At 40.1% G+C, this 25,843-nt stretch carries 30 protein-coding genes; 26 read left to right on the top strand and 4 right to left on the bottom strand.

The window, feature by feature from the left end; translation table 11 throughout:
• The first annotated feature begins 528 nt into the window (after nucleotides 1-528).
• The 14 genes from ACU1JV_RS11940 to ACU1JV_RS12005 all read left to right on the top strand — a co-directional run bounded on the left by ACU1JV_RS11940 (nucleotide 529) and on the right by ACU1JV_RS12005 (nucleotide 9,425).
• On the top strand, nucleotides 529-957 hold the full coding sequence (locus ACU1JV_RS11940; protein WP_413985981.1) for a hypothetical protein: 429 nt from the start codon (nucleotides 529-531) through the stop codon (nucleotides 955-957).
• Nucleotides 958-1,291: 334 nt separating this feature from the next.
• Nucleotides 1,292-1,885 (top strand): chloramphenicol phosphotransferase CPT family protein, encoded by a 594-nt coding sequence (locus ACU1JV_RS11945; RefSeq protein WP_058829518.1) that lies wholly within the window; start codon nucleotides 1,292-1,294, stop codon nucleotides 1,883-1,885.
• Nucleotides 1,886-2,522: 637 nt separating this feature from the next.
• Nucleotides 2,523-2,909, top strand: coding sequence for a hypothetical protein (locus ACU1JV_RS11950; protein ID WP_155617167.1), 387 nt, complete (start codon nucleotides 2,523-2,525; stop codon nucleotides 2,907-2,909).
• A gap of 38 nt (nucleotides 2,910-2,947) precedes the next feature.
• Nucleotides 2,948-3,349 carry a hypothetical protein gene (locus tag ACU1JV_RS11955; RefSeq protein ID WP_255305243.1) on the top strand — a complete coding sequence of 134 codons (402 nt, stop codon included), beginning with the start codon at nucleotides 2,948-2,950 and terminating at the stop codon, nucleotides 3,347-3,349.
• A 176-nt stretch (nucleotides 3,350-3,525) separates the two neighbouring features.
• Complete coding sequence (locus tag ACU1JV_RS11960; protein WP_346835813.1) at nucleotides 3,526-3,792, top strand: transposase; 267 nt, start codon at nucleotides 3,526-3,528, stop codon at nucleotides 3,790-3,792.
• A gap of 328 nt (nucleotides 3,793-4,120) precedes the next feature.
• A complete protein-coding gene (locus ACU1JV_RS11965; protein WP_058829521.1) occupies nucleotides 4,121-4,315 on the top strand; it encodes a hypothetical protein in 195 nt (64 codons plus the stop codon).
• Nucleotides 4,316-4,478: 163 nt separating this feature from the next.
• Nucleotides 4,479-4,949: a hypothetical protein gene (locus tag ACU1JV_RS11970; protein ID WP_249930775.1), complete on the top strand. Its 471-nt coding sequence runs from the start codon at nucleotides 4,479-4,481 to the stop codon at nucleotides 4,947-4,949.
• Nucleotides 4,950-5,088: 139 nt separating this feature from the next.
• Nucleotides 5,089-5,460 (top strand): hypothetical protein, encoded by a 372-nt coding sequence (locus ACU1JV_RS11975; protein ID WP_058829522.1) that lies wholly within the window; start codon nucleotides 5,089-5,091, stop codon nucleotides 5,458-5,460.
• A gap of 270 nt (nucleotides 5,461-5,730) precedes the next feature.
• Nucleotides 5,731-5,889: a hypothetical protein gene (locus ACU1JV_RS11980; protein WP_155742217.1), complete on the top strand. Its 159-nt coding sequence runs from the start codon at nucleotides 5,731-5,733 to the stop codon at nucleotides 5,887-5,889.
• Nucleotides 5,890-6,215: 326 nt separating this feature from the next.
• On the top strand, nucleotides 6,216-7,070 hold the full coding sequence (locus ACU1JV_RS11985) for a hypothetical protein (RefSeq protein ID WP_413987562.1): 855 nt from the start codon (nucleotides 6,216-6,218) through the stop codon (nucleotides 7,068-7,070).
• 840 nt (nucleotides 7,071-7,910) lie between these two features.
• Entirely contained in the window at nucleotides 7,911-8,264 is a 354-nt protein-coding gene (locus tag ACU1JV_RS11990; protein WP_413985982.1) for a hypothetical protein, read from the top strand.
• A gap of 35 nt (nucleotides 8,265-8,299) precedes the next feature.
• A complete protein-coding gene (locus ACU1JV_RS11995) occupies nucleotides 8,300-8,584 on the top strand; it encodes a hypothetical protein (protein WP_413985983.1) in 285 nt (94 codons plus the stop codon).
• 274 nt (nucleotides 8,585-8,858) lie between these two features.
• Nucleotides 8,859-9,098: a hypothetical protein gene (locus ACU1JV_RS12000; protein WP_413985984.1), complete on the top strand. Its 240-nt coding sequence runs from the start codon at nucleotides 8,859-8,861 to the stop codon at nucleotides 9,096-9,098.
• Nucleotides 9,099-9,425 (top strand): hypothetical protein, encoded by a 327-nt coding sequence (locus ACU1JV_RS12005; protein WP_228392897.1) that lies wholly within the window; start codon nucleotides 9,099-9,101, stop codon nucleotides 9,423-9,425. It abuts the gene before it with no gap.
• Between the two features lie 107 nt (nucleotides 9,426-9,532).
• Here ACU1JV_RS12005 and ACU1JV_RS12010 read toward each other — a convergent pair whose 3' ends face one another.
• Nucleotides 9,533-9,895: a hypothetical protein gene (locus tag ACU1JV_RS12010; protein ID WP_137078374.1), complete on the bottom strand. Its 363-nt coding sequence runs from the start codon at nucleotides 9,893-9,895 to the stop codon at nucleotides 9,533-9,535.
• Between the two features lie 466 nt (nucleotides 9,896-10,361).
• Here ACU1JV_RS12010 and ACU1JV_RS12015 point away from each other — a divergent pair, with 466 nt between their 5' ends.
• The gene (locus ACU1JV_RS12015; protein ID WP_413985985.1) at nucleotides 10,362-10,580 is read left to right on the top strand and encodes a hypothetical protein; all 219 of its coding nucleotides are present in this window, start codon (nucleotides 10,362-10,364) and stop codon (nucleotides 10,578-10,580) included.
• 239 nt (nucleotides 10,581-10,819) lie between these two features.
• On the opposite strand, the gene ACU1JV_RS12020 is transcribed toward ACU1JV_RS12015, so the two are convergent.
• Nucleotides 10,820-11,152, bottom strand: coding sequence for a DUF4181 domain-containing protein (locus tag ACU1JV_RS12020; RefSeq protein WP_013370808.1), 333 nt, complete (start codon nucleotides 11,150-11,152; stop codon nucleotides 10,820-10,822).
• 1,003 nt (nucleotides 11,153-12,155) lie between these two features.
• Between ACU1JV_RS12020 and ACU1JV_RS12025 the strand changes: the two genes are divergently transcribed.
• Nucleotides 12,156-13,046: a copper amine oxidase N-terminal domain-containing protein gene (locus tag ACU1JV_RS12025; protein WP_413985986.1), complete on the top strand. Its 891-nt coding sequence runs from the start codon at nucleotides 12,156-12,158 to the stop codon at nucleotides 13,044-13,046.
• A 123-nt stretch (nucleotides 13,047-13,169) separates the two neighbouring features.
• Complete coding sequence (locus tag ACU1JV_RS12030) at nucleotides 13,170-14,051, top strand: copper amine oxidase N-terminal domain-containing protein (RefSeq protein WP_413985987.1); 882 nt, start codon at nucleotides 13,170-13,172, stop codon at nucleotides 14,049-14,051.
• Between the two features lie 192 nt (nucleotides 14,052-14,243).
• Here ACU1JV_RS12030 and ACU1JV_RS12035 read toward each other — a convergent pair whose 3' ends face one another.
• Nucleotides 14,244-14,726, bottom strand: coding sequence for a hypothetical protein (locus tag ACU1JV_RS12035; RefSeq protein WP_413985988.1), 483 nt, complete (start codon nucleotides 14,724-14,726; stop codon nucleotides 14,244-14,246).
• A gap of 342 nt (nucleotides 14,727-15,068) precedes the next feature.
• On the opposite strand from ACU1JV_RS12035, the gene ACU1JV_RS12040 reads away from it, so the two are divergent.
• The 7 genes from ACU1JV_RS12040 to ACU1JV_RS12070 all read left to right on the top strand — a co-directional run bounded on the left by ACU1JV_RS12040 (nucleotide 15,069) and on the right by ACU1JV_RS12070 (nucleotide 21,203).
• Nucleotides 15,069-15,725 carry a copper amine oxidase N-terminal domain-containing protein gene (locus ACU1JV_RS12040; protein ID WP_253806484.1) on the top strand — a complete coding sequence of 219 codons (657 nt, stop codon included), beginning with the start codon at nucleotides 15,069-15,071 and terminating at the stop codon, nucleotides 15,723-15,725.
• A gap of 196 nt (nucleotides 15,726-15,921) precedes the next feature.
• Nucleotides 15,922-16,836 carry a copper amine oxidase N-terminal domain-containing protein gene (locus tag ACU1JV_RS12045; protein WP_413985989.1) on the top strand — a complete coding sequence of 305 codons (915 nt, stop codon included), beginning with the start codon at nucleotides 15,922-15,924 and terminating at the stop codon, nucleotides 16,834-16,836.
• A gap of 177 nt (nucleotides 16,837-17,013) precedes the next feature.
• Nucleotides 17,014-17,898 carry a TolB family protein gene (locus tag ACU1JV_RS12050; protein WP_413985990.1) on the top strand — a complete coding sequence of 295 codons (885 nt, stop codon included), beginning with the start codon at nucleotides 17,014-17,016 and terminating at the stop codon, nucleotides 17,896-17,898.
• A 589-nt stretch (nucleotides 17,899-18,487) separates the two neighbouring features.
• The gene (locus ACU1JV_RS12055) at nucleotides 18,488-19,885 is read left to right on the top strand and encodes a helix-turn-helix domain-containing protein (RefSeq protein WP_413985991.1); all 1,398 of its coding nucleotides are present in this window, start codon (nucleotides 18,488-18,490) and stop codon (nucleotides 19,883-19,885) included.
• Between the two features lie 365 nt (nucleotides 19,886-20,250).
• The gene (locus ACU1JV_RS12060) at nucleotides 20,251-20,418 is read left to right on the top strand and encodes an aspartyl-phosphate phosphatase Spo0E family protein (RefSeq protein WP_013370820.1); all 168 of its coding nucleotides are present in this window, start codon (nucleotides 20,251-20,253) and stop codon (nucleotides 20,416-20,418) included.
• Between the two features lie 100 nt (nucleotides 20,419-20,518).
• Entirely contained in the window at nucleotides 20,519-20,713 is a 195-nt protein-coding gene (locus tag ACU1JV_RS12065; RefSeq protein WP_413985992.1) for an XRE family transcriptional regulator, read from the top strand.
• A gap of 115 nt (nucleotides 20,714-20,828) precedes the next feature.
• Nucleotides 20,829-21,203: a DnaJ family domain-containing protein gene (locus ACU1JV_RS12070; RefSeq protein ID WP_043885934.1), complete on the top strand. Its 375-nt coding sequence runs from the start codon at nucleotides 20,829-20,831 to the stop codon at nucleotides 21,201-21,203.
• 64 nt (nucleotides 21,204-21,267) lie between these two features.
• Here ACU1JV_RS12070 and gluQRS read toward each other — a convergent pair whose 3' ends face one another.
• On the bottom strand, nucleotides 21,268-22,263 hold the full coding sequence (gene gluQRS / locus ACU1JV_RS12075; RefSeq protein WP_413985993.1) for a tRNA glutamyl-Q(34) synthetase GluQRS: 996 nt from the start codon (nucleotides 22,261-22,263) through the stop codon (nucleotides 21,268-21,270).
• A 344-nt stretch (nucleotides 22,264-22,607) separates the two neighbouring features.
• Here gluQRS and hrpB point away from each other — a divergent pair, with 344 nt between their 5' ends.
• Nucleotides 22,608-25,136, top strand: a complete 2,529-nt coding sequence (gene hrpB, locus ACU1JV_RS12080; protein WP_413985994.1) for an ATP-dependent helicase HrpB — start codon at nucleotides 22,608-22,610, stop codon at nucleotides 25,134-25,136.
• Between the two features lie 122 nt (nucleotides 25,137-25,258).
• Complete coding sequence (locus ACU1JV_RS12085) at nucleotides 25,259-25,843, top strand: general stress protein (RefSeq protein WP_413985995.1); 585 nt, start codon at nucleotides 25,259-25,261, stop codon at nucleotides 25,841-25,843.

Here is a 25,843-nt window from a genome sequence, read left to right on the forward strand (position 1 = left end):
ATTAATAGGATAAGATAACCGGTGGGAAATGACACGGCTAAGCTACTCGAAGGGGGACTACCCCGTTTCTTGAACTTATCGTGAAGACTCTTGACGCTGTGCTAAAGGTGGTCTGTATTACTACTGGTCTTAAGACTTTGGTTCAGGCATGAAAACAATCACGCAAAGACAAGAAAAACCACCGTGAATAGGTATGGGAGCCTAGGAATCCGGTGGTTTTTCATTTCGTATTGAACTGAAATCTCGCCGTGGTTGCCCACCGGCCTTTGTCGGGTAGCCGTAATGCGCTAACATCGCGGCTACTTTTATTTATATCCATTATACCACAAATACATGAGGATGAAATGTCTGCTTATTTATGCAGTTATTTTTATTGTATACGATTATTCGGAGAAAATAAGTGAACTAGCAATACAAAAAGTCTTTTCCCTCAGTGACAGGTATGCTGTACTACTCCTCTAAAGACTTGTATATATAATAAAGTAACCAATCGAATTATATTACCACGTTTTCAAAAGGGGATGGTATATGAATATGCTTAATAGTAAATTTAAGAAAATTGGTTTATCTAGTGCTATTTTTGTTATTTTAACTATTACTTTTGTTTGTTCTTATCAAGTTTATCAAAATGTAGAAACTGTCCATAATTATTTTTCTCCTAAAATAATCTCAGTTATGGCTATTGAAAAAGAAACTGATGAATGGAACAGTATTAAATTTGATGGTCAAGATTACGTCAAATTTGATAGTGTTTTTTGGGATAAGACAATCATAAATGATGCAAACAGTGCAGGTAATGTGCTTGTGAGAGTTAAAGATGAACAGGGAGATATCGTGATTGATGAGTTTCAGGTGTCTTCTGGCAATAGCAAACAACTGATCGGTTTAAATAAAGATAAACAATATTACTTTGAGATCAAAGCTGCAAAAGGACAATTCACCATTAATGCAATATAGTGAAAGAAGGGCATCCCTTGGGGGACGCTCTATTTTCGATTTTTTAATATTAAAAGAAAATAAAGTATTTTCTTAGTGCTTAGGTTAAGATAAGTTCCCTGTTTAAGCACTACATGCTACCCGCGTACGCTCTTTAATAGGTGATTGGAAATGGAATATAATGAGGAGGACGTAGCCCAAGCGAAGGCGCGGGAGCGTTCTTTTTATTGAACTAACTGACAGGATAGTTCAATCATTTCTCGAATATTTTCTGAGTTGGATAATTTAATGAACTTTGTGAATATAACGTTATCTGAAAGATACGAAATAATTATTTTTTGAAGGGATGATTAAATTGAAGCAAGGGATATTAGTTTTTCTAAATGGAACTTCAAGTTCCGGAAAGACCTCCATATCGACTGAACTGATAAATCAGAAAGAGATCCTTTTTTATCATTTATCAATTGATGATTTTTTTTATAATTACTATGATTTTATTAATAATAAATTTCCAGATGATCCTCCAAAAGAAATAGATCATCAAGTTGTCTCACAATTACTTGATGATTCCATATTCTCAGTGTACCATTCGACAATTAAATTGTTATTAGAATTGGGTTTTAATGTAATAGCAGATACCATAATCGACAATGACAAGAGGTTTAATGAGTTTATTGATCAATTTTTCGATCAGCCTACGTTATTTATAGGTGTAATATGCTCGGAAGAAGAACTCATAAAAAGAGAGCAAACAAGAGGAGATAGACAGATTGGACTAGCAGCTTCACAGTTCAGCAAAGTATATTGCATTGATGAATATGACCTCGAAGTAAATACGGAAGAGATGAATCCAATAGAATGTGCCGAAAAAATATTAAGTTTTATTAAGTCCAATAAGGATTACTCGGTATTTAAGAAATTAAGTAAAAGAAATGTTAGTGTTTCCTAGATGGCGTATCCATCAGATAACAACCTATTCAAACATTGGGACTATCGCCCCTCGGTCTGCCCGAGAGATTTCGGAATTAAGCTAACGAGGAACGTTAGTTCAATAAATAGGCTTTTACCACTTTTGAGCAACATGCTAAAATACCGTAGTACCTGTTAACCTCTGAGTCTAATGTGGAACTTAGAAAGACTTCTATAAAGTATTTGTGGTAACTGGTACCGTATTAGAAGGAATTAGCCCTTAATAGGCGTATATATAATTGTGCAGTGACCTCTCAGGGAACAACCGCCCAGAATAGGTTTGGAGCCGGCAGGACATCCTTCTAGACTTCTTTAACAGAAATGAGGAGCTCCATATTTTGGCGCTGCACATTTGATGATTATTTAACCTGTCGAAATGACAGGTTTTTTTGCGTAGAAAAATAGAGAACTTAATAGATAAAGAAGGGAATTGTTTCCTTCTGTCGAAAGAACTTAACAGAAGCCCTTTAAAGTTGTTGAGGCGGATTCTCGACCTCTCAGTTTATTATGGGTAATGCACCGAATCTAAAACCTGACATACTACATTGGGTCCATTGCGGAGCTCTTAAGAAAACTTGGTTAATCTGGTGCAAATGATTCGAATAGGTGATCATAAGTTGAATGATTTTATGCTTACGGATACGAGCATTATTGAAGACCAAGACAACTCAAGAGCTTTTTATCCCTTCTATGTTGGAATAGATATTGGTTCGGATTTCCATGTTGCTGCTTGCATTCCATTTGAAAAGTTCCGCAGTGAGAAGAAATGGAAACGTAGTGAAACAATGAAGCTTAACTCGGATAGCCAAGGGATTACAAAGTTTATCCATGCTTTAGAAGATATTCAAGCACAATTCGAGTATAAATACCAGGATTTCTTTATATTACTGGAACCAACTGGTGGGCATTATTCATATTTAGTTGTTAGAGTTCTATTAGATCGAGGCTACTCTATATATCAGGTTGAAAATAAAGCTGTAAAGGATTTCGTGAACGCCAGCTAGGGCTTAATGAAAAATCCGATGAAATTGATGCTAGAATCATGGCCTATATGGGATGGCACAAAACCCTTCATCCTGATATTCGTTCGGCGCGTATAGTTCGTCCTGTAAGTGCAGAACAGGTTTTATACCGCACATTAACTAGGGATCGCTGGTTGCTTACTACTCAATTAACGAGAGGTAGGAATCAAATCCAGCAATTATTTTCAGTAACCAATCCTGAACTTAAACGAGCTTTTAAAAAGACAGGTGCGTTAAGTGTCCTCAAATTAGCTCTGAAGTATCCTGCAGCGCAAGAAATGGCCCAGGTAACTCGAGATGAACTTAGGCAAACTCTAATAACAAATGGTGCAAGAACTACTGCTACAAAAGCCTCTATGACCTTGGCAGAACTGTTACCCAACACATTAGCCTTGAACATTCCACACCTAGCTGAACGGTAAACGTAGCTTATTGAAGAGACCTTGCGTATAGATGAAGCGATAAAAAGCATGGATAAACAGATAGCTTCCTTGCTTTATGGGAATAAAGAAAAAGGATATAAACCTCATCCTTATACAATGATACTTATGTCCTTCCCTATCATGAGTGAATCTAAGGCCTGTACATTTATCGGTGCATTGGTGATAATGAACGTTTCTCAACATATTTAGAGCTTAAAAAGTACCTTAGTGTAGCTGCGGAGAATAAAATCTCGGGAACATCCGTTTTTAAGAGTAGGCAGACATACGAGGGTGTTAGAGATACTCGCAGAGTTCGATTCTTAATGACTTTGCTACTAATATCTCCAAAAATAAGTGAAAATAGTTTTCGTGTTTACTATAAACGATTAGTTGATCAAGGAATGGCAAAGAGAAAAGCAAACACGCGAGCAAAATGGGAGTAATCCTTGACGGTGATAAAGTAAGATTAAAGATCCCAGCTAATTTAGAAGATTACGAACGCCAAGCGGATGAGTTAGCAGATGACGATGTCTTAAGAACGACCAGTATCTTACACTGCCTTACACTGAACATAAATAGCTCATTGCATGTAAAATTGGAAATAATAATCTTCCGAATTTCGGTAATGGGCTCATTTACATTTTTCTAAACGCTACACTACATTAGACTGACGTTGCTTCATTAAGCTAACGGGCAGGAGAGTTCCAATACGTAGTATTATTTAGGGGGAATCGATTCGGGAATAAATACTAGGACAAGGAGCGTTGTAACATGAAGATGATCAAAAATTTCGCGTTAGTCGTTGTGAGTCTTATTAGTGATTTGTGGCTTGGGTTAGGAGTCAAGCCAGAGGTTTATGATAACCGAAGCAGTGTGAAAACTAAAGCCGGTTATATTTTATTTGTTTTGATGGCCGCATTAATTGCAATAACAACTGTTGTATGGGTAAGTTCTCGGATTTATTAAATCAGTTGGCCTCTGCACTAACGGGCATTTTAGTTCAACAAGTAATCTTATTTCCGAAAAAACATGTTAAACAGTATTTTACTAATATCATGAATTTATTTGTAACAAATTTACTTCTTCTATCGTTGAATAATTAGGATCGAATAAAGATAGGAGGGTTTATTTGAAGAATACAGTCTTGTTATTCATTATGGCACTAACTCTTATATATATAGTTGGTTGCACGGGTGTTCAGCAAAAAAACAAAGACCTTGAGGGAGAGAAACCACCAAAAGTTCAAATTCAGATTGATAAACGAATGTACAAAGCAAAACTCGGCACATATTGCTGGACAACGTCATGTGTGGATTTAGCTGGTCCAGTTGAACTTTTAAAAGGAAAAGAACCGATTCTAGTAAAGCCTGGTGTTGTTGTAAAATTCATTATGAATTATGAGCCCCAACCGAATAAATTTCATGTCGAGCAATTCTATGAAGGAAAACGTACAGAAGTTTTATTGAAAGAAAATAGTTTTCAAGCTCCTACAGAAAAAGGGACATATTTTTATTCATACGGGGTATGGTGGATGGATGAAGATGTAGAGAACCAATCTCGTGGCGATGCATTTTATCATTTTGCTTTAAAGGTCACCTAGAGATTAAGATAACTAATGCTACACGATGGTATCATAAGAACAGGCTGCCGTAATATCGGCTGCCTGTTGAGCTAACGGGCAGGATAACGCAACAAATTTACTGTTCCTACGTATAGCAAATAATTAGGAAATCAACTCGATGAGAATTGTAGCCAAAGGGCAACAGTTTGCAGGGGAGCGAAATGAAGTGACAATAAAAAGACCGTTTGGTACTGGGTCATTTGCAATAGTTGTTCTAACTTTAGGTTTTTTATTTAATTTTAAATTTCAAAACGACTTCATGTTGAGCCATTATCTGTTTAAGTTATTCAATTGGGATATATATACGAATGAAACCGAGGGGTATCACATTCCATTTATGGCTGCTATTGTATTTTGGTTACCAGCAGTGATAATTTCGAGAAAATATCCAAATAATTTTGGAACTTCCTTGTGTTATAGGGTGGGAGGGGTTATGTTTATTCTTAGTATTATAGTGTTTGCCGTTTACTTGTTTGGAACTCTTGTATAGAAACAAGCGATGATTAAGGTTCGTCGTTTGGTTAAGCTAACAGAGAACGTTAGTTGAATGACAACAGTGGCAAGGTAACAAAAAGTAGCTCCTGCATTGCCTGCAGGAGCTACTTTTTGTTGTGTATTAAATTTGTTTCAATTATTGATGAAATGTGGCGTTCCTAAAAGCATGATTTTTGACATGCCACATCGGGGCGGAAGCGGGACTGAGTTGGCTTCTGTTATCAGTTAGTTAAAGGGGCATGACGCAAGACTAGGGGGCGTTAGAATGGATTCTAGGCAGTCTGATGAAGTGGATGAGCTGAAGGGGGGTACATCATTCTCGCCAATCATGCGGTTGGGAATAGGGGATGCACATCCGTTACTCGACTATGAGCAAGATTTGAGCCGTTGCGAGAAATGGTATTTTTGTATGACGGTGAATTAAGCTAACGGGCAGGTTTGTTTAAAAAGTCCCTGATTGTATTTATCTATGCTTAATGTTAATCTAAACCATAGAGATGCAAACAAAGGAGCATACCTTATCATGTGGATTACTCTGTAAAGATTAACAATTCGAAAGGATGCCTGTAATCGTGAATACACTATTTTATTAGGCGTGCTTTTCTTTAATCTTACAGGGTATGCAGGGGAAGGTGTATCATAAACCCATGCTGCGGATACCTGATGGTATCCGCTTTTATTCGTGGGAAACTGCGTCTCTATTGATTCCTACCTGCTTATCCTCCTACTAGCGAATGGAGGAGCTTTATGATGAGATCGAAGTTAGTTTTGATTGAGGGATTGCCAGGATGCGGGAAAACAACAACTGCTCAACTCGTTTATGAAATTCTTACGGAAATGAACATTACATCCCAGCTGTTTTTAGAAGGAAATCTAGAACATCCTGCTGATTATGATGGAGTCGCTTTCTTTAAGAAAAATGAATGCGATGAATTATTGAATACATATGAAAAGTTTAAAGATTTGTTGAGTAATCTCATGATTAAACAAGGTAACGATTACATCCTAGAATATCGGAAAGTAAAAATTGAATACGGGCCAAATTTTCCAGATGAATTGCTTCATGCAGTTTTCAAACATGATATTTATGAATTATCGCTAGATCAAAACAGGAAACTGATAACCGAACGATGGATGAAGTTTGCGGACCGTGTTTTAAATGGTGCGGACACTTTTGTTTTTGATTGTTGTTTTATTCAAAACCCTGTAACAATGGGGATGATTAAACATGATGCGAAGAGGGAAGACGTTATAAGTTACGTTATCGAACTGGAAACAATTGTAGCTCCACTAAGTCCATTGTTGATTTACGTAGATCAGAACGATCTTGATCATTCTTTCAGAAAGGCTGTAAAGGAAAGACCTCAGGAATGGTCAGAGGGATTTATTGAATATTATACGAATCAAGGGTATGGTAAAAAACAAAATTACAAAGGGTTAGAAGGAACGCTGCAGGTTCTTAAAGCAAGAAGGGAACTAGAAGAAAAAATTTTTAATGGCTTAAACATAACCAAGATAAAAGTTGATAACTCTTCTTATAATAAAAACGATTATAAACAAGTTTTAAAGGGCATTTTATCAAATTATTATAAACAAACAAACTAACGAGAAATTGGATTCTAATGATCGCTGCAGGAATCATGTATCAAAGGAACAGTATCGAGTACGCCAGGAAATGTGAAGGCGTGGAATCAAAGTTCTGGAGCAACATCAACTGGAGGATCGTATTACGGCCAAGTATCGGGGATACACACACGAACTAAGATTTCTCTGGAGCAAAGTCAAAACAGACACAGATATGCGGCTGGGAGAATATTTAGGCGTGGACATAAGCTCATTAAGTGTCTGAAGCTTATTCAAGATGGGGGGGATTTGTCCAGACCAAAGAGTTTGTCCGGATCCCCTTTGTTCAGTGAGCTACGGACAGGAAAACCAACTGAATACATAAATGAATGTGTTACAGAGCGATGCAAATCGCTCTTTTTGTCGTGCCCAGGTATTTCTGCCGTAGCCAAGTAATTCAGCTTCACATGGATCATCTTTTTTTTTAAAATCTATCATATATCACTAAAGCGACGACTATAGTAAACACCTGGATTAAAAACTGTGGCACCAAGATTAAAAAATCCATTTAATTTCCTCCTTATTAAGTTTTATTCTTAGCAATGCTGGACATAAACTACGATCCTAAACGATGTATAACTTTTTTCCTGAATTTCGATTTTAACAAAAATAGTATTATATGATCGATTAATAGTTATTTACTATAAAATGATTGAAAACACTAGAATATTTAACAAATTATCGCTATAACAGTCGCGAGTCTTACAAATATTAAAAAATGAGTGATTGATTCCAAGTTGGATTTGGCAAAAGTACATCCAAAGATTTTACTTACATAGATCAAAAAATTAATGGAAAGAGGGAATTTGGAATGAAGAAGAAATGGTTTACGCTACTTGCTACACTTACAATGGTGCAGCATTAGGTACTTCTGTATCCGCTGCATCTGTTGTTCCGTCGGCTGATACTTCAGTTTCGGTTTCTGCTTCAGAAGCTTTAACAAAAGATCAAACTACATCCCAAGCTACTGTCGATCAATCCAAGCAAGAGACTCAAAAAGTTGTTGCAAAATACTTAACTGCTGTGCACGAAAAGAATTTTTCGGATGCAGTAAGTCTAGTCAAAGATTCGTGGTATCTCAGTGAAGAATTCAGAAGTATGAGGAATACAGTAATAGAACTGATTTTGACAAAATTGAAGTTGTCGGTGCCCAAAAAGAGTCCAATTCGAGTGTAGCAGTTGCAATCAAAGAGGATGGGGAAAAACAAAATTTGAAAGTAATCAAAGATGGTGAAGAGTGGAAGTTGGTTCTTGGTGATGGCAATCCTGCAACCGTTAAAGCACTGAATCCATCTGAATTTTCTACAAATGCAACTGTAGACTATTATAGACTTAGTGGGGTTAAATATGGAACTGTACTAATTGGGGACGACGCTTTTTCTGTTGGTGCATCCCATTCGGCGACAATCAAAGGATGGCAAGACACAGGTATTAGTGACGTAGAAGCTACTAATAGATATGAGATTGTGCAAGATGTATGGAATGGATGGAAATAATGGAGTGTCCCAGAGAAAATATTTGGAAACAGTTCTGAAAATGTTTCAAAAACCTGATACAGTAGAACTTTTGATGGTATCCCGGCAGGTAGTGGATATCATATCAGAATCACTGGACTAACCCAACCAAAAGGTTACGGTGCAAGCGGAGCAGGGAATGTTTACGTAAACTAAGAGGTGAATTAAGAACAGGTTCCTTTTTACTGAGCCCTTTTTTTCTTTTTTTCACTATCTTTTACAGCTATACTATTTTGTAAAGGGAGGTGAGTGAAATTTGAAAAAAGCAATAGTATTTTTTGTTATGTTAATTGCAGGTCTAGTTGTAACCGAGCAGGCAGTTGATATTCTTACGACTCGTGGACGTGGTGAATCAATTTACAAGATGGGTATGTTAATCCCTGCCCAAGATTTTTATCTATATTTGTACGGGTCCATTTTTTTATTGTTAGGGCTTTTGCTTATTTTGTCTCCTTTACTATTTAAAAAGTGTTTTATAGCCAAGAAGAGCGTCTAAATGCAAGGAGATCTGAAGCTTTGCTCTTCAGGTCTTCTTGCTACTTTGTTTTATGGAGGTAGCTATATGGCTTTTCTAGAGGATAGTTCTAAAAAAGAAGAAATTCGAGAACGTTATGAGCAATTATGGAGTGAACTTTTAGTTAGAGATGAAGAAGAAGCAGAAAAGGTTTTAGAAAAATTGGAATATAGATTCCTTCCGACTAGCCAGAAGATAATAAGACCATTTAAGACTCATCTTACTTGGATTATCCCTCTTGGCGTGATTATATTCTTTGTTTTAGCTTACGTCATATTTATTTATATAGCATTATGGGTAGAAGATTAGTTAGTAGGTGCTCTTGGAAAATCAGAATTTTTCCAGGAGCATTTTTTATTATGGTTTAATAAATGGGATCTGCTTGATATGACCGGCCTTTATAGCATAGGAGCGGATTAATTCCGCTCTTTTTGTATGATCTCTTTAAAAGTATAACCGCTATAAATGAGGAAATAGGATTCTCCAATTAGAAAAAGTAACTTATGCCACCATGTTTCTTGTGACATAAATAAAAATAGGATAATTCCAACTGAGATCATAACCATAATCACTTCTACAACCGTGTCAGTTACAATACTGGTTCTATGCTTATTTTGGTATTTTTCGTACAACGTCCGACCGATCAAACGGATGGCGTATATACCCATCAACCAATCATAAATATAATGGGGTGGATTATTATATACAAGTCGCACTGTTAGGGTAGCCAAGAAAACTATCAAAATAAGAAAAATTGGATTCTTCAGCTTCGTCAGCATAGTTCTCTCCCCCCACTCCATTTACAATTATTATACAATATCTTTTGAAAAATACATAAAATAAACATACTTCGCAAAGGAAGGTAATTCATCGCGATAAAAGGGTGTTTCTGGCTCAATCTAGGAGCCCTCTTTTTTTTGAGCCGGTTGTAACCCTAAAGGCTGGTAAAACGCTAATCATCATGTATACCTGCATAGAGCAGAACCATGTTCCGCTGCGTTCCATCATCGTGCTATCGAAGTGAAGTTGAAGAAGATGGTTGGCAGCAGCTGAGAGCGCATTTTACAAGGACGTCTTAGTTTCCTATCCGTAAGCTTCAGGAAGTTGATATGGCTGAAGAACAGGAAATTGGTAATTCCGTGAAGGTAAGAGGACATGTTTACGAGAATTAAGATTAGATGCAAAGAGATCTGAAACTTTGTTCTTCAGGTCTTCTTGCTACTTTGCTTTCTATGGAGGTTGCAAATGGTTTTGCTAAAAGATAGTTCTACTAAAGAAGAAATTCGAGAGCAATATGAACAAATTTGGAGTGAACTTTTAAATAAAGATGAGAAAAAAGCGGAACATGTTTTAAAGAAATTGGAATATGAGTTGTTGCCTACCCGTCAAAGAATCCTTAGATGGTGGGGGAAAATCCTGTCTCCATTAAAAAAAGTTTTATCTGGATTATCCTTTTTAATGTGATTGGGTTCTTCCTTTTAGCTTACGTACTATTTATATACGTATCATTGTGGATTGAAGATTATTAAAGACGTTTCTGGGGAACCGGAAGCGTCTTTTTTTATGATCCGGTTGAAACCTAAAGGCTGGTTTTACCAGCCGGGGTATCTGTAGCAAATAGGCTGGCTGATCGGCAAGTAAGGGAGCGAACAGGACAAGAGTGGGGAAGCTGGCACATAACCGCACAAATGTGCGGGCTTTTGTTAAATTAAAACGTAAACAATTGTACCAACTACAGATATAGCCATCATCAATAGTGAAGTAATATGTTTTTGTGAACTTCGAATATATTTCCATTGGAAGATAGATCGAACACCGAACACTATAATAAGTAATACGCCAATCCAAACATATTTATAAGGAGGTTCATTAACAAAAAAAAGTGACAAAAATATACCAATACCCCCAATCACAACGAACCACCTGTATGGGATAAAACCATCCGTGTCTGATATCTTCTCATCTGTTTTGCTGATAATTTTATCCAGAACAAATTGAATCACAGCTGCAATAAATAATACAAGATAAAAACTCACTAGTATCACCTTCTTTTTCCATTTATTCAACTATATATAAACATATGATCTAATTCCGCCCTTTGCTTCTGATTTCAAAAATATTAACGCACACACCGATAAGTAAGTATAGCTCCGCAAGCAGAAAAATTAATTGATCTGACCATGAAAAGTCTTTAGTTGAAAATATGGATATGATAACTCCGAATGAAATGAGTAGCATAAATAATTCTACAATCCTATCAGTTATCCTACTGATCTTCTCATTTTTCTGATATGTTGCATAAATAGCACGTACAATTAAACGGATTATTAATGATGCTAACAACCAGTTATAAAGAGTATTCGGATAATTATATGAAATTCGCAAAACTAGACTATCTATGAGCCATACCAAAAGAACAAAAGTTAAATAATAAGGATTTTTTAACATCGTTCTTTCCCCTCACCGAATTTACAGTTATACAATTATTATACAATGTTTGTGTGTAAGTTTACTAAAAAAAGCATAATGCGTAAAGGAAAGTAATTTCGGAAAAGATCATTGTTTAGAAAGGGTGTTTCTGGAGGAATCCAGGAGCGCTTTTTTAATGAGCCGGTTGTAACTCTAAAGGCTGGTTTGAACCAACCTAGGTACCTGTAGCAAGCAGGCTGGCTTCCCGATCGGTAAGCAGGAAAGTAGCCTGGGAAAGAGTGGGAGGCTGGCTCATGCTACTTGCTCTAAGGCGGCCAGAGCGTCTCCCTAAGAAAAAGTACGCACCGCTGGGCGCTACTCTTACCGATAACTAGTGCGCTACGCCGGGAGAAAGAGCCCAGCGAAGGCTCTAAATTCCTGGCTTCGCTTAACGCAACCAACGGATCGAAGGGCCTTGAAAGGGGACAAAGGGAGGGCAAAAAACACCATGGACACTTCGTTTCGCTCATCATCTCAAAACATATGAATTTTTTGGAATAGATTAGAAACTTTTCAGATAATTCATACGTCTTATGTAAAGGTACTTATTGAAAAAGGAGGTAATTTATCTTGAAAAAGGTTATTATGTTTGTGTTTTTCTTCGTACTTATGTTTCAATCCTGGGCAATTGCTGATGCTGCCAATCCTATATCCGTTAACGCGGTGAATGTGAATGGAAAGTTTATAGCAACTGATGTTTCACCTATTATTAAGGACGGGCGTGTTTTGGTTCCTATACGCACGCTTGCTTCACTTGGGGTAACCTATCAATGGGATAGTAAAAGTCAATCTGCTCTCATCACAAAAGGCAAAGATCAAATTAAGCTGACGGCCAACAAAAAAGAGGCATTTAAAAATAACCAAGCAGTTCAGGTAGACGTTCCTGTCCAAATGACTCAAGGAAGAATATTGGTACCTATTCGTTTTGTGTCGGAGAATTTTGGCTACAAGGCAAGCTATGAGAAGCTTCGGTCCATACTATTTATTCAAGACAGTAACTATAAGGTAGACCAAGAGAGCTTAGAGGCAGAAGATTTACAAGCCGCTCGTCAGGCTGCTATATCGTTGCCGATTCAATTTTCTTTCAAATCGCTTTCTTCTTTAGAAAAACCGGGGGCTAATAAAGAATACAATTACGTTTTCCCAAGAGGGGATTCTTCCAGATACATGTATGGAAACAATGTTGGTAATACGGTAGTTGAAGTTAAAGATGGAGTGGCCAAGGCAGTCTGGCAGTTTACTGTATCCACGGGTCTGGAAGATATTGCATCAAGTGCTGGAAAGAGACCTAGCTATAATTACGTCGAATGGGTAACTGATATTATGATGTTTAATGATGAGAATGGGAATATCAAAGCTGTATACAAAGATGATAAAGGTCAACAAAAAGATCTCACTGCAAAGGCGAAATCCTATACAGATATTATCCAACCTATTCCTAATGAGACGAGAAAACAATAGCTACTACTGATTCAGTTTATTAAGGACGTCCTTAGCAAGGGACGTTCTTTATTTTGCTTTTGGATTCAAAATATAAGCATTGTTGGGTTTTAAGTGAATTTCAAATTTGGAGGCTAGTTAGGTATGAAAAATATCTTTCTTTCATCTATGCTTACTTTAAGCATGCTCTTAACGTTTGCTATCCCGCTTTCTGCTGCACCGTCGATTCAATTGGTCATAAATAGTGAGGTGGTACATTCAGATGCTCCCCCTGTTTCTGTCGCAGGGAGAACTATGGTTTCTTTAGCTTCCTTAAAGCCGCTAAAGCTTAATCTAGTCTGGAACGCGAACAAGAAGACGGTGACTGTCAATGCTCCTGGGGTAAAAGAAAAGCTTGTACTTACGATCGAAAAAAAAGAAGCTTCTTATGGAGAAAAAACACTTACTTTGGATGTGCCTGCTCAATTAAACAAGAATCGCGTTGTTGTGCCTTTGCGTTTTATCAGCGAAGCCTTTAAGGGCGACGTAGACTGGAAAGCGGAGAAGAACACTGTCATTATTCGAAGTGCTGATCAAGTAGAAACATATAAGAAGCTGTATCAAGGTACCGATTTGGTGGCGGCACGTAAAATCGCTGTAAATCTTCCTTCTAAGGATGAAAATACACTTAATAATACCGAGGAGGGTGTTTATTATCAGTATATCTTTCCTGAAGGAGAAGCATTGAGATATTATTATGTTGTTGGTAATTTATATACTTACTATGAAATTAAGGATGATGTTAAACATTTAGTTTGGGAAGGTGTAGAAGAAGATTCGAGAAAGAAAATGAAAGAAAAAGGAAAGCATCCATCGGAAGACAAAACACAATATTATTTTTTACAAGAACGTGTGGATCATAGTGTCACATATGGTAAAGTGGGGACCGAGAAGCCAGTAACGCAAGCTTTGCCTAAAAATACTACGGGATTAGCGGATATTATTGTACCTATTTCCGGTGAAGTAAGGAAAGATCAAATGAAATAGAGTATGATTCAACTTCATCTAAGGACGACCTAGTGTACTAGTGACGTCCTTTGTCTCGCTTGTGGCTTAAAACTAGCCCCAAAACTGAAGCTTATAAAAGTCCCATCTTTATTTCCGCTTATGCTTATCTAAAATTTCTTGAAACTTATCTGCATTATAAATGTCGTTATTGACCTTCCACGTGCCATTCTTTTAAAAAAATGAGTTGGCCTTCCAAGGTGAATTTTTATTTTTATCCTTCAACACAAGAGTTGCAGAATATGTTAAGTCAATGTTTTTTTTGGTTACACTTTTCTCTTGAAATTGAAGGTCTTCAATTGATAAAGTGGTTTTCTCAAGCGAAGCAATTTCCAGAGGAAGAGCGATTTTGCGATTATCGACTTGTTTTTTTAAAAAATTTGTTGTCATTAGTGGTTCCAATTTACTTTTTCTTTGTTTTATCCAATTCGGTGTAATTGATTTATTATAATCACTTACTTCAAATTCGGTTTGTTTAAATTCCGTAGCAATCTGTGTAACATTTAGAATCTCAGTATCATTTTTATTTTCTTGAGTAATTGGATTGTATGTTTTCTGTTGTGAATTTTTCGTGGAAATTGCTGGTTTTTGATTGGAACAACTTATAGCTGTTGTTAACAATATTGTGGATGTTAGAAGGTAAATGGATTTCTTCATAAACAAATCCTCCTATATAGCTATAATACTTGTTAATTTTACCATGAAATACACTTAAATCATATAAAGTTAGAGAATAAACTCAGCAACTTTGCAAATTGTATCGTAGCATAGGCCATTTCAATCAAACCAGCAGCTGGCTGTCAAGGAAGGAGCGAGGTTGCGAGACCGAGGAAGGGCTAACTTAGGTGTTCTAAGTTCCTGTCCCGTGTTTGGGCGCACTAACGGAGCGTAAGGCAAAAGCATTTGAATGTAGCTCATGGAAATTGGCATAGATAAGAATTTTAGGATAATTCATACGTCTTATGTAAGGAAAGTTATTGAAAAAGGAGGTAATTTATCTTGAAAAAGGTTATTGTGTTTGTGTTTTTCTTCGTACTTACGTTTCAAACCTGGGCGATTGCTGATGCCGCCAATCCGAAATCCGTTAACGCGGTGAATGTGAATGGAAAGTTTATAGCAACCGATGTTTCACCTATTATTAAGGACGGGCGTGTGTTGGTCCCTATACGCACGCTTGCTTCACTTGGGGTAACTTATCAATGGGATAATAAAAGTCAATCTGCTCTCATCACAAAAGATAAAGATCAAATTAAGCTGACGGCCAACGAAAAAGAAGCATTCAAAAATAACAAAGCAGTCCAGGTTGATGTCCCTGTCCAAATGATTCAGGGAAGGATCTTGGTACCTATTCGTTTTGTTTTGGAGAATTTTGGATACAAGGCAAGCTATGAGAAGCTTCGGTCCATTTTGTTTATTCAAGACAGTAATTATAAAGTGGACCAAGAGAACTTACAGGCTGAAGATTTACAAGCAGCTCGTCAGGCTGCCATCTCGCTGCCGGTTCAATTTTCTTTCAAATCGCTTTCTTCTTTAGAAAAACCGGGGGCTAACAAAGAATACACCTACATTTTTCCAAGAGGGGATTCTTCCAGATACATGTATGGAAACAATGTTGGTAATACGGTAGTTGAAGTTAAAGATGGAGTGGATGTTTAATGATGATAAGGGGAATATCAAAGCTGTATACAAAGATGATAAGGTCAACAAAAGGATCTCACTGCAAAGGCGAAATCCTATACAGATATTGTCCAACCTATTAATAGCTAATTCTATTCGATTTATTTAAAGTCTATAAAGTTCAGCTTAGTTTGGAAGGCTGCAAAAACATATTATTGAGGTGGCTAATCAAATCATGAATAAATTTTCAAGAGCGGCTTTTGCATCTGCAATATCTTTTAGCGTACTTGCAAGCTGTGTTTCTGGTGTTTCTGCGGCGGCTTCCAAGTCGATTATTGTACAGATAAATAACAAGCCTGTGTCAGGAGATGCAGAGCCATATATTGAGAATGGTTCCACGTTGGTGGCATTGAATATGATAAAATCGATTCCTGGTGTAACGATCAACTGGGATAATACTTCTAAAACGGTAACTGTAGATAATAACGGAACAAAATCAACACTGGTGGCTGGCAAAAAAGAGGCAATGGTAGGTGGTACAAAAGTAACACTGTCTACCTCTTCTGTAATGAAAAATGGTCGTGTTTTGGTGCCGCTACGTTTCATTGCAAATGCGTCCGGTTCTCAAGTGTACTGGAATGCTCCAGATCGTACAGTTTACGTAGTTAAACCGACAGAAGATATACTGAAAGAAATCCAATCTAGTGATATTTCTGTAGTTCGTCATAGTGCATACAGTCTTCCACGTATTGTCAAAGTTAATGTACTGTCAGGTGAAGAAGGGGATAGTATGGCTTATATTCGCTACTTCCCCAAAAAACAATCCAGTGAATTTTTTGAACAACATATGGACATTGTGAATTACTATCGTATCATTGACACACATGTAGAACTCCTCTGGTCTGCAAGGCTGAATCTGCAACAGGAAGCCAAAAATGCAAGTCTGCCTTTCCTCAACAACAAAATTATTGAACAAAGCGGCAAAATGCCGATGATCCCAAAAGGGTTCATTTATTATAACTATAGTGTTCCGGGCGGCACCACGTTCGGGACTATTGATAAAACTGGTAAAAAAACTCTTCTAGGTGAAGCAACCGAAGATCAAGCAAAACAAATGTTTTTCTCTATCCCAGAAGAAGAACAACTATAAAAGATAATTGTCAGAATGGATACATGCAATTCTTTTTTTAGACAGAAAGGAAAGGGAGGACTGATTGTAAAGTATATTACTTGATTATATGTACAGTTGACTAGTACTTTACCTTTAATATATTACATATACAAGTGACGTAGGAATAACGACACGTTGTATACTAAGGAGGAATATATGAAATCCGCGCAGATAATGACTGTAGGTGCAATAATGGTGTTGGCCATTTCAGGGTGCAGTGGTAATGCAAGTTCAAATCAACAACTGCCTCAGAACGAAGTGAAAAATATTGAGGTTAACAACACAAAGGAAGGTGTAAAAGAAGTTGAAGAAAAAGTAACTATAGAAACATCTAAAGCAACTGACAAAAAGATGAATTCTGTAGATTATTCACAGTATTATAATAATCAAGATAAATTTAAGGTTGTAGTTTCGGGAAAACAGATTGTATGGAAAAATAAAGATGTTACTTTTACCGCAAAATTAACTAAGGCTAAGGGGGAAGAAGCCGCCGAAGCCAATGAAGTTGTGGATTCTATGAAAATAAAAAGTAAGCGCGGAGAGCAACTTATCAAGCTCAACCCACGACCTTTGAGAGTTAATTCACTTTCCTTATCCAAAAACAACCAGGTAGCTCTCCATGTAAGCGATCATGAGGGGAGTAGACTTGTTCTAATTAATTTATCTGAGGGGGCTCAAACTATTGTAAACATGTTTGAGATGAATAGTGACGGAGCAGGAAGTGAAAAGATTGATGCATATAATTGGTCACCAGATGGAAAAAAGATTGCGTTTGGAATCGGTGATCTAGGTTCAAGTTATATCGGAGTATACGATGTAGAGTGTAAGAGCTATACGCATGTGTCCGATAAGGATTTTACACTGATCTCCTCTATAGTTTGGCATAAAGATGGGAAAAGCTTTGACTTTGTTAGTAAAGGTGACGATTCTCCACAAGCAATACTCTATACTTACTCGGAAACAAAAAAATCCATTTTAGAAAGTGGGGCTTTATCTAAGAACGATGAACAGAAGCTAGCTGAATTAACATCGGAATTTTGATTGGACATATACAATGTTGATAATTGACACCAAACATTTACAATGGTTGAAGTATAAATTAAGGTGGGAGTTGCTTATGAGGATTTCCATGAGTAAGGTTCTAAAACGTTATGCAACGATTCTATTGAACTACGCAATAGTTATAGGGGTATTTTACGCTTTGGGATATAAGATGAGCGCTATGGGTATCTATGCAATTCTGACAGGAATTGTGACTGGAGAAATAATCAACTTCGCATTATCAAAGCGCGAGAAATGAACTTATGTATCCCTTGATTGCATCAATATCAGGGGATTTTTCATGTGATTAAAAGGTCTCGTGAGTTTCTGCATGTGACCTCTATATCATTGCTGGTGGGACTGCACATGGGGAAATGAATTAGTCATGTCAACTCATTGAACCTTTTACTTGGATCAATCCAATCATTTCAGGATGTCGTTCGTCTAACCTGTCTCAATATGTGTAAGATATGCTTAATTTTCGTTATAAACATTAGTTGCATAATATATTGACAGATGGTTAATTTTGGAGAAGAATAGAGGGTGATTTTTTAAAAAATGGAATTTTAATGTGAAGGGTGGTTATGATTTGAAGCATACACCTACGATTTCAGCGGAGTTTGAGGATTATCTAAAACAAAATGATATGACGTTGAGTCAATTTGCCGAATATTCAGGGGTTCATCAAAGAACGCTTAGTAATTGGATTACTCAGCATCGTCCTGTTTCTGTCCAGCAGCTAGACCGAATTACTGTGGCTATGGATTTGCCAGAAGGCTATTTTTACGATCTATACATAGAAAATTATATCATTGAACTTTCTCCGAATTTTAGGCGAATCGAGCCATTATTGTATCGTTGTGCGGAGTTGGACAAGCTGGATACAATCCGTCGAATGGTTGGTCATATTATGGACAATCCGCTGTATGCGTCCAGACTATTTGATGTTGCAGAAGCATTATTTGAACAGGGAAGACATGCTGCTGCGCTGCTGCTTTATGAGAATGTCGCAGAAGTGGAGAAATATCAGCATTCTGAACGCTTGGCCATATGTCAATATCGCATATTTACGATTCAAGTTGGAGACGATCAAGGTCTTAATCTCAAGGCAGCGACATTATTTGAACCTTTCGTGGAACGACTGGATGAAATAGATCAGCTTGATGCATTAAAGGATTTGGCGAATGTGTATCGTTCTTTGCGTTTATGGGACAGGCTTGATGTGATTGCTCGCAAAATGAAAGATAAAGCTGAAATCCAATACACATTGGAGCATCAGCAGAAGAAGCGAAACCATGCGCAACTTGAAAAGAAGCTGAGTCGCCCCCTGTTTGTGTATATTACCTATGCCGATTTATTGTGTGCCAGTGTATATGAAGCCAAAGGAGATTATGAGCAGGCATTAGAATATACATATGCCTACGCTAATTTAGATTGGGTCAAAGAGACGGACGAGGATACTCTGCATTGGATTAAACAGTTTCAAGATTGGGCAGAAGGTAATATTTACACCTATAAACTATTATCTGGAGATATAAGTGTACTAAACAATTATGTTGAATATATTGCTGCATCGCCAGATGCTTCTGAAAAAGAAATGGTTACAAAGCTGTTGAATGTTATGATGGCAGCAAACCGATATCAAGTTGATGTAGATGACATACTTAAACAGTTTGAAAAAGAGATTGATTCGATTACCCAACCACAACCATCTGTGGATATGTACACTCATCAAGTGGTTCCAGAACAATCAACACGTTTTAAATATGAGCTGGCTAAATACTACTTAAATAAAGGTAATTACTCATATGGATTTAAATACTTACTAGACGTGTTATCTAAATCATTAGTCATTAACAAAGAAGCTTTTTTCATTAGCTGCATAAAATTATTTGAGCAGTTCAAAAAATTTGCAGACTTCAGAGTGTGTACGAAGTATGAGAATTTAGTTAGAGAAGGGCGGAAAGAAAGATTATTTTATTATTAGTAGTAATCAATCATTTCTCAGTGTTGACTCCAAGCTGAAAAAATAAATGTATATGGAAAATGTAGAAAAGACTATTGCTGTGCAAGTAAAGCGGTCACTTTTGCCACAGATTTTAACCCACGCCTGACTTTATTCAGGAAATACGGAGGGGGTAGCAATGGAAGTAACATCCGACTGCATAGTGAAATAATAGTTGGGTTGGGTTTTAAGCTCAGTTTGTAGGAGTCTGTTGTATTTTATATATAAACATATGCCGACAAAATGCGCCTCTGGAATGTTCCGGAAGCGCTTTTTTTGTTAAGCGTATTTTAAAAAAATCCAAAAATTTACGTTTTGCATTAGGATATGACACAGAAGGGGGAATCATGCTGATGAATCCAGGTGTGACTTTACTTCGTGTCGAACGGGCCAGAAAAAGACTGTACCAAGTGCAGAAAAAGTATGGGTTTTTAACGCATCCTAGAGTAATTGAACAATCCATGAAACTGGATGAACTATTGAATCAATACCAAACCTGCAAAATGAAATCTTAGCTAATGTGTGTGCATGATGCATTTTAAAGGAAGACGAACTCCAATCTCCAAACTCCAATAAAGATCCTAAATTCTATACTATGAAGAGGTGGTAGCGCTGTTGAACAAACGAAATCCTGTAACCCCTTTGGGCTGGAAAATCAAACAAAAGCTAGTTGAAATTCAAATGGACCAGAGAACTTTTTGTGACACCTATCATATTCCTGCTAGCCGCTTATCCAATCTCATTCATGGAACACGCAAGGCCAAAAAATATAGAGAACAAGTATGTCAGTTGCTTGGGATCGAAGAATAACCATCACTCTCCTACAGGAATACAGGACAACCTCATAATATGTAAGCTAGAGTGGCAAAGGAATCCAGGTTTATTTAATATAGATTGTACATAGGATGCTTAATACAAGGAGTGGATGAAAATGTTCTCTAGAATGGCAGAGCAGAAGATTGCCGAGGCGATGGCCAAAGGCGAATTTGATCATTTGCCGGGAGCGGGCAAGCCACTGGTAATTGAGGATTTGTCACATGTTCCAGAGGAGCTTCGGATGTCATATAAGCTGTTGAAAAATGCTGGCATTTTACCAGAAGAGCTACAGTTGCAAAAGGAATGTGTCCAGCTACGTGACTTGCTTCACGCTTGCCATGAGGCAGGAGAGCAACAGCGGATCAGTCGCAGGCTGACTGAAAAATCGCTTCGTCTTCGGATGCTGCTGGAGGAAAGAGGGCTGAATACGTCGTCTGTATTTTATGAATATGAGTCTGCTGTGCGTCAGCGACTGGAGGAATAGAAGCGAGAGGAGCAAAGGGCGGAGTGCCCTTGCCCGTACATTTTGCTTTCCGTGCTTTGTCCCATTACCGTTGCAGTGCAGATAATTTCATGAGGCATTGCTTCGTTAGGATGACGGGTTCTTTGGGCAGTTTGTCCAAATGAAACCCAGCGATTAAATCCACAGCCTTCACAGGCTCGGGAGTATCCAGCAGCCCGGAAAAGTAGGCGAGCCAGCCAATGACGGCTTCCGGTGTAACTCCTTGCCGGCGCATGGCTCGGAGTGCTACGCCACCATGTCGCTTGGCCAGTCTTCGTCCATCCGGACCCAGGACAAGGGGAACATGTGCAAAACGCGGCGGCTGCAAGCCGAGAGCTTGGTATAACAATAGCTGACGGGGAGTCGAATCAAGAAGATCATATCCACGCAGCACATCAGTCATATGCATATCCGCATCATCGATGACGACGGCAAGCTGATAGGAAAACATGCCGTCTGCCCGTTTGATAATAAAATCGCCCCCCTCCGACGCAGCGAAAGATACATGACCAGCTACCTGATCATGAAAAGAAATAATAGCATCTGGATGTTGCGGTACTTTAAAACGAAGTGAAGGGAGTTTATGCTGTGCTTTAGCCAGAGCTTCTGAAGAGCTAAGGTTACGACATGTCCCTGAATATGCAGGTCCTTCACCAGACAGTCCGTGCGGAGCATGGGCGGTAGCCATAATGTCTGCCCGACTGCAAAAACAAGGATACAGTAAATCTTGCCCCTGAAGTTTCTCCATTGCAGATTGGAAGCGTTCCAGCCGCTGGCTTTGAGTGTAAGGACCGTAGGGACCGCCAATATCGGGTCCTTCGTCCCAATCCAACCCGATCCAGCGCAAATCCTCCATTATTCCTTGCGCCAATGTGCTGCGAGCTCGCGTCATATCAATATCTTCCATACGTAAAATATAGGTTCCGCCCAGGGAACGAACATGCAGCCAGGATAATAAGGCGGTGCGAGCGTTTCCTAAGTGTATCCATCCCGATGGTGTTGGGGCAAAACGTCCTCTAATGGGTTGAGTTTGTAATTCCATACGAAAGTTACCTCGATTCTGTATCCCGTGTTTCTATATTCCGTCCTTCAGCAATCCTTATTAACCATATTATAAAACGATCTTGGCGCGAGTGCATCTCGACAGGTATAGGAGCTAGCACCAGAAAGTATGCATACTTGCGATGACCAGACGGGAAATTTAAATATCTGTATAATAGATTTAGAAAACTTAGGCCCAACAGGTCGAGGTGAAATCCCTGTACTGGGGACCAGCTTAACATTTTTTACTCGTTTTTCAATAATTACAGGTAGTGAAAAATTCACAATAATATAGGAATTCAAACTTAGATTCTACGCCACAAGCGTATCATTGGAGAGATTTCATTGACAGATAAACAGTTGCCTATTATGCAAGTCATCCCCGAGCTTAAACATGCGTTACTATCCCATTCAGCGGCGGTACTGATTGCACAGCCGGGAGCGGGGAAAACAACAGTAACACCATTAGAACTGTTGCATGAGCCGTGGCTGGCGGGGCAAAAGATAATCATGCTGGAGCCGCGACGTTTGGTAGCACGTGCGGCAGCAGCACAAATGGCGAAAGCACTGGGTGAGTCCACCGGGAAGACCGTGGGTTACCGCGTTCGTATGGATACCAAGATAGGGCCAAGCACGCGGATTGAAGTGGTTACGGAGGGTGTGCTGACCCGGATGCTGCAACATGATCAGGCTTTGGAGGGAGTCGGTCTGATTATTTTTGATGAGTATCACGAGCGCAGCTTGCATGCAGATTTGGGATTGGCACTTGCCCTGCAAAGCCAGGCGCTGCTGCGACCGGATTTGAAAATATTAATCATGTCTGCCACTCTGGAGGCAGAGCCTGTATGCAGACTGTTAGGAGATGCACCCTTACTGGAATGTCCAGGCACCGTGTTTCCGGTAGAAACCTTGCATATGCCCAAGCCTTCGTCAGCCTCATTAGAGTCTTTTACGGCTGAGACGGTAGAAAAGGCGCTTCATGCTCATGAAGGCGATCTGTTGGTGTTTTTACCAGGGGCTAGAGAAATTCATAGAACGGAACGAGAGCTGACGTCCAGAAATTTGTCAGCACACGTCAAGATCATTCCGCTTTACGGCAGTATGAAGCTGGAGCAGCAGGATGAGGCAATACGACCGTCGGTTCCGGGCAGCCGAAAGGTTGTACTGGCCACCTCAATTGCCGAGTCCAGCTTGACCATCGCCGGGATCACAGTGGTAATTGATAGCGGACTGTCACGGGAATCGGTATTTTCCCCGCGTACCGGCATGAGCCGTTTGACCACCGTAAAGGTGTCCAAGGCCTCCGCGGATCAGCGACGCGGACGGGCGGGCCGTCTCCAGCCGGGCGTGTGCTATCGGCTGTGGAGCGCGCAGGAGCATACCGCGCACCCAGATGCCAGCCGCCCGGAAATCGCGGCGGCCGATCTGGCCTCACTCGCACTGGAGCTGGCGACCTGGGGCGTGCACGAACCCGCCGAACTGGCCTGGCTGGATGCCCCGCCTGAGGCGGCATACCGTCAGGCCACAGGTCTGCTGCGTCAGCTTGGCTGCCTGGAGGCCGCGGCCGATGGTACAGCAGGCGGCATTACCGCGCATGGGCGCGAGGTATCTGCCTTGGGCACCCACCCGCGCCTCGGGCACATGCTGCTGCACGCAGCAGCCCTTGGCTTGGCTCCGACTGCCAGCCGTCTGGCGGCGCTGCTGCAAGAGCGGGACCCGTTCCGTGCTCATGGCGGAACGGATTTGCGCCCGAGGCTGGATGCTCTGCGCGAGGCGGCTCACGCCCGCAGTACGCATAGCTTGCTGGGGGCGGCAGACGATACGGTGATTCGACGTATCGTGCAGGAGAGTCGGCAGCTGCTAGTCACGCTGCCGGACGCAGCCGCAGCGCAGGACGAGCCTGACGGCTCCGCGGCCTGCGGGCTGCTGCTGGCCTTCGCGTATCCGGATCGGATCGCGCAGGGCCGAGGGGACGGCCGCTTTTTGCTTAGCGGCGGTCGGGGCGCGCGACTCCGACAAGTGGAGTGGATGTCGCGTTCGACCTATCTTGTCGCCGCCGAAGTGGACGACGAGGGAGCAGATGGCGCCATTCAGTTGGCGGCACCGATTGAACTTCAAGAGCTGATCCAGCATTGCAGCGATTTACTGCTGGAACAAGCCAATGTATATTGGGATAGCTCCGTTTCAGCCGTGAGAGCCCGCAAGGTAATTCGGCTGGGCTCGCTCATCTTAAAGGAGACGTCTTACGAGCGACCTCCGGCAGAGGAAATCGCGGCTGCCTTAATGCAGGGTGTCCGGGAACGTGGTCTCAAACTGCTGTCCTGGAATCGGCCAACTCTTCAGTTGCAGGCACGTTTGATTTTTATGCATTTCTCAGCACCCGAGGAATGGCCAGACAGCTCAGAATCTGCGCTACTGGATTCACTGGAATCGTGGCTGTTGCCTTTTGCACTTGGAGCCAAAAATTTAGCTGATTTGCAACGACTGGACAGTAGCGAATTGCTGCTTGGCAGGTTGAATTGGGAACAGCGGCAGCAGCTTGAAAATGAAGCACCGACGCATATACGTGTACCCAGTGGTTCTCGTATTCCTGTCGATTATTCGCAACCTGAGGCACCTTCGCTGGCAGTGAGACTACAAGAACTGTTCGGCATGAAGGATACGCCTCGTATTGGACGTGGACGTGTGCCGATTGTGCTGCACCTTCTGTCACCAGCCCAGCGACCTGTGCAAGTGACATCTGACCTGTCCAGCTTCTGGAGCGAGACTTATTTTGAAGTTAAAAAGGACCTAAAAGGCAGATATCCCAAGCATTATTGGCCGGATGATCCACTAGAAGCTGTGGCGACTAACAGAGCAAAACCTAAGCGATGATCGGAAGCCGAACTTGAAGTAGACATCATTGCGAATTTTGTAAAATCGTTTAAACGTCAGGATAGTGGGGTAATAAAAAAACGAACCACTCAACAACAACAACATATTGGGAGGTAACTATCATGGCTAATAACTTAAACGATTATAATGAAAAGAAAATTGTTGGTGTTTTTGATACCGAGCAAGAAGCATCTCGTGCGATTGGACAATTGCAGAGCAAAGGAATCCCAAACAGTGAAATTTCTGTGATTACACGTGACCGTGACGACCTCAGGACGATTAGTGAGGAGACAGGCACCAAAGCACCAGAGGGCGTGGCTACCGGAGCGGCTACCGGCGGTGTTGTAGGCGGCGTCGCTGGCTTGCTGGCAGGCATCGGGGCTCTGGCGATTCCGGGTATTGGACCTATTCTTGCTGCTGGACCTATCGCGGCTACCCTTACGGGAGCAGCTGTCGGAGCGGGAGCAGGTGGCTTGGTCGGTGGACTGGTTGGACTGGGCATTCCAGAAGATGATGCTCGTCAATACGAGACATACGTCGATCAGGGCAAGATTTTGGTTCTGGTAGATTCCGCTGATCACCACCGGGATGTATATGATATTTTCCGCACCAACCGTTCTCTGAACGCGGATCGTTACAGAACATATGATGATACGGTGGCGGATACGCGGACAGATGCGTACACAGATACTAGAAGGAACCTGTAA

This window comes from Paenibacillus sp. T2-29 (assembly GCF_052921365.1).

Excerpts from the sequence above, each read along its gene's own strand:
- ACU1JV_RS12030 (WP_413985987.1), top strand. The coding sequence starts at position 13,170 with ATGAAAAATATCTTTCTTTCATCTATGCTTACTTTAAGCATGCTCTTA.
- gluQRS (WP_413985993.1), bottom strand. The coding sequence starts at position 22,263 with ATGGAATTACAAACTCAACCCATTAGAGGACGTTTTGCCCCAACACCA.
- ACU1JV_RS12035 (WP_413985988.1), bottom strand. The coding sequence starts at position 14,726 with ATGAAGAAATCCATTTACCTTCTAACATCCACAATATTGTTAACAACA.
- ACU1JV_RS12085 (WP_413985995.1), top strand. The coding sequence starts at position 25,259 with ATGGCTAATAACTTAAACGATTATAATGAAAAGAAAATTGTTGGTGTT.
- ACU1JV_RS11955 (WP_255305243.1), top strand. The coding sequence starts at position 2,948 with ATGGCCTATATGGGATGGCACAAAACCCTTCATCCTGATATTCGTTCG.
- ACU1JV_RS11975 (WP_058829522.1), top strand. The coding sequence starts at position 5,089 with ATGAGAATTGTAGCCAAAGGGCAACAGTTTGCAGGGGAGCGAAATGAA.
- ACU1JV_RS11985 (WP_413987562.1), top strand. The coding sequence starts at position 6,216 with ATGAGATCGAAGTTAGTTTTGATTGAGGGATTGCCAGGATGCGGGAAA.
- ACU1JV_RS11965 (WP_058829521.1), top strand. The coding sequence starts at position 4,121 with ATGAAGATGATCAAAAATTTCGCGTTAGTCGTTGTGAGTCTTATTAGT.
- ACU1JV_RS12070 (WP_043885934.1), top strand. The coding sequence starts at position 20,829 with ATGAAAATGTTCTCTAGAATGGCAGAGCAGAAGATTGCCGAGGCGATG.
- ACU1JV_RS12045 (WP_413985989.1), top strand. The coding sequence starts at position 15,922 with ATGAATAAATTTTCAAGAGCGGCTTTTGCATCTGCAATATCTTTTAGC.
- ACU1JV_RS12060 (WP_013370820.1), top strand. The coding sequence starts at position 20,251 with ATGCTGATGAATCCAGGTGTGACTTTACTTCGTGTCGAACGGGCCAGA.
- ACU1JV_RS12010 (WP_137078374.1), bottom strand. The coding sequence starts at position 9,895 with ATGCTGACGAAGCTGAAGAATCCAATTTTTCTTATTTTGATAGTTTTC.
- ACU1JV_RS12005 (WP_228392897.1), top strand. The coding sequence starts at position 9,099 with ATGCAAGGAGATCTGAAGCTTTGCTCTTCAGGTCTTCTTGCTACTTTG.
- ACU1JV_RS12015 (WP_413985985.1), top strand. The coding sequence starts at position 10,362 with ATGGTTTTGCTAAAAGATAGTTCTACTAAAGAAGAAATTCGAGAGCAA.
- ACU1JV_RS11940 (WP_413985981.1), top strand. The coding sequence starts at position 529 with ATGAATATGCTTAATAGTAAATTTAAGAAAATTGGTTTATCTAGTGCT.
- ACU1JV_RS11990 (WP_413985982.1), top strand. The coding sequence starts at position 7,911 with ATGGTTTACGCTACTTGCTACACTTACAATGGTGCAGCATTAGGTACT.
- ACU1JV_RS11980 (WP_155742217.1), top strand. The coding sequence starts at position 5,731 with ATGGATTCTAGGCAGTCTGATGAAGTGGATGAGCTGAAGGGGGGTACA.
- ACU1JV_RS12050 (WP_413985990.1), top strand. The coding sequence starts at position 17,014 with ATGAAATCCGCGCAGATAATGACTGTAGGTGCAATAATGGTGTTGGCC.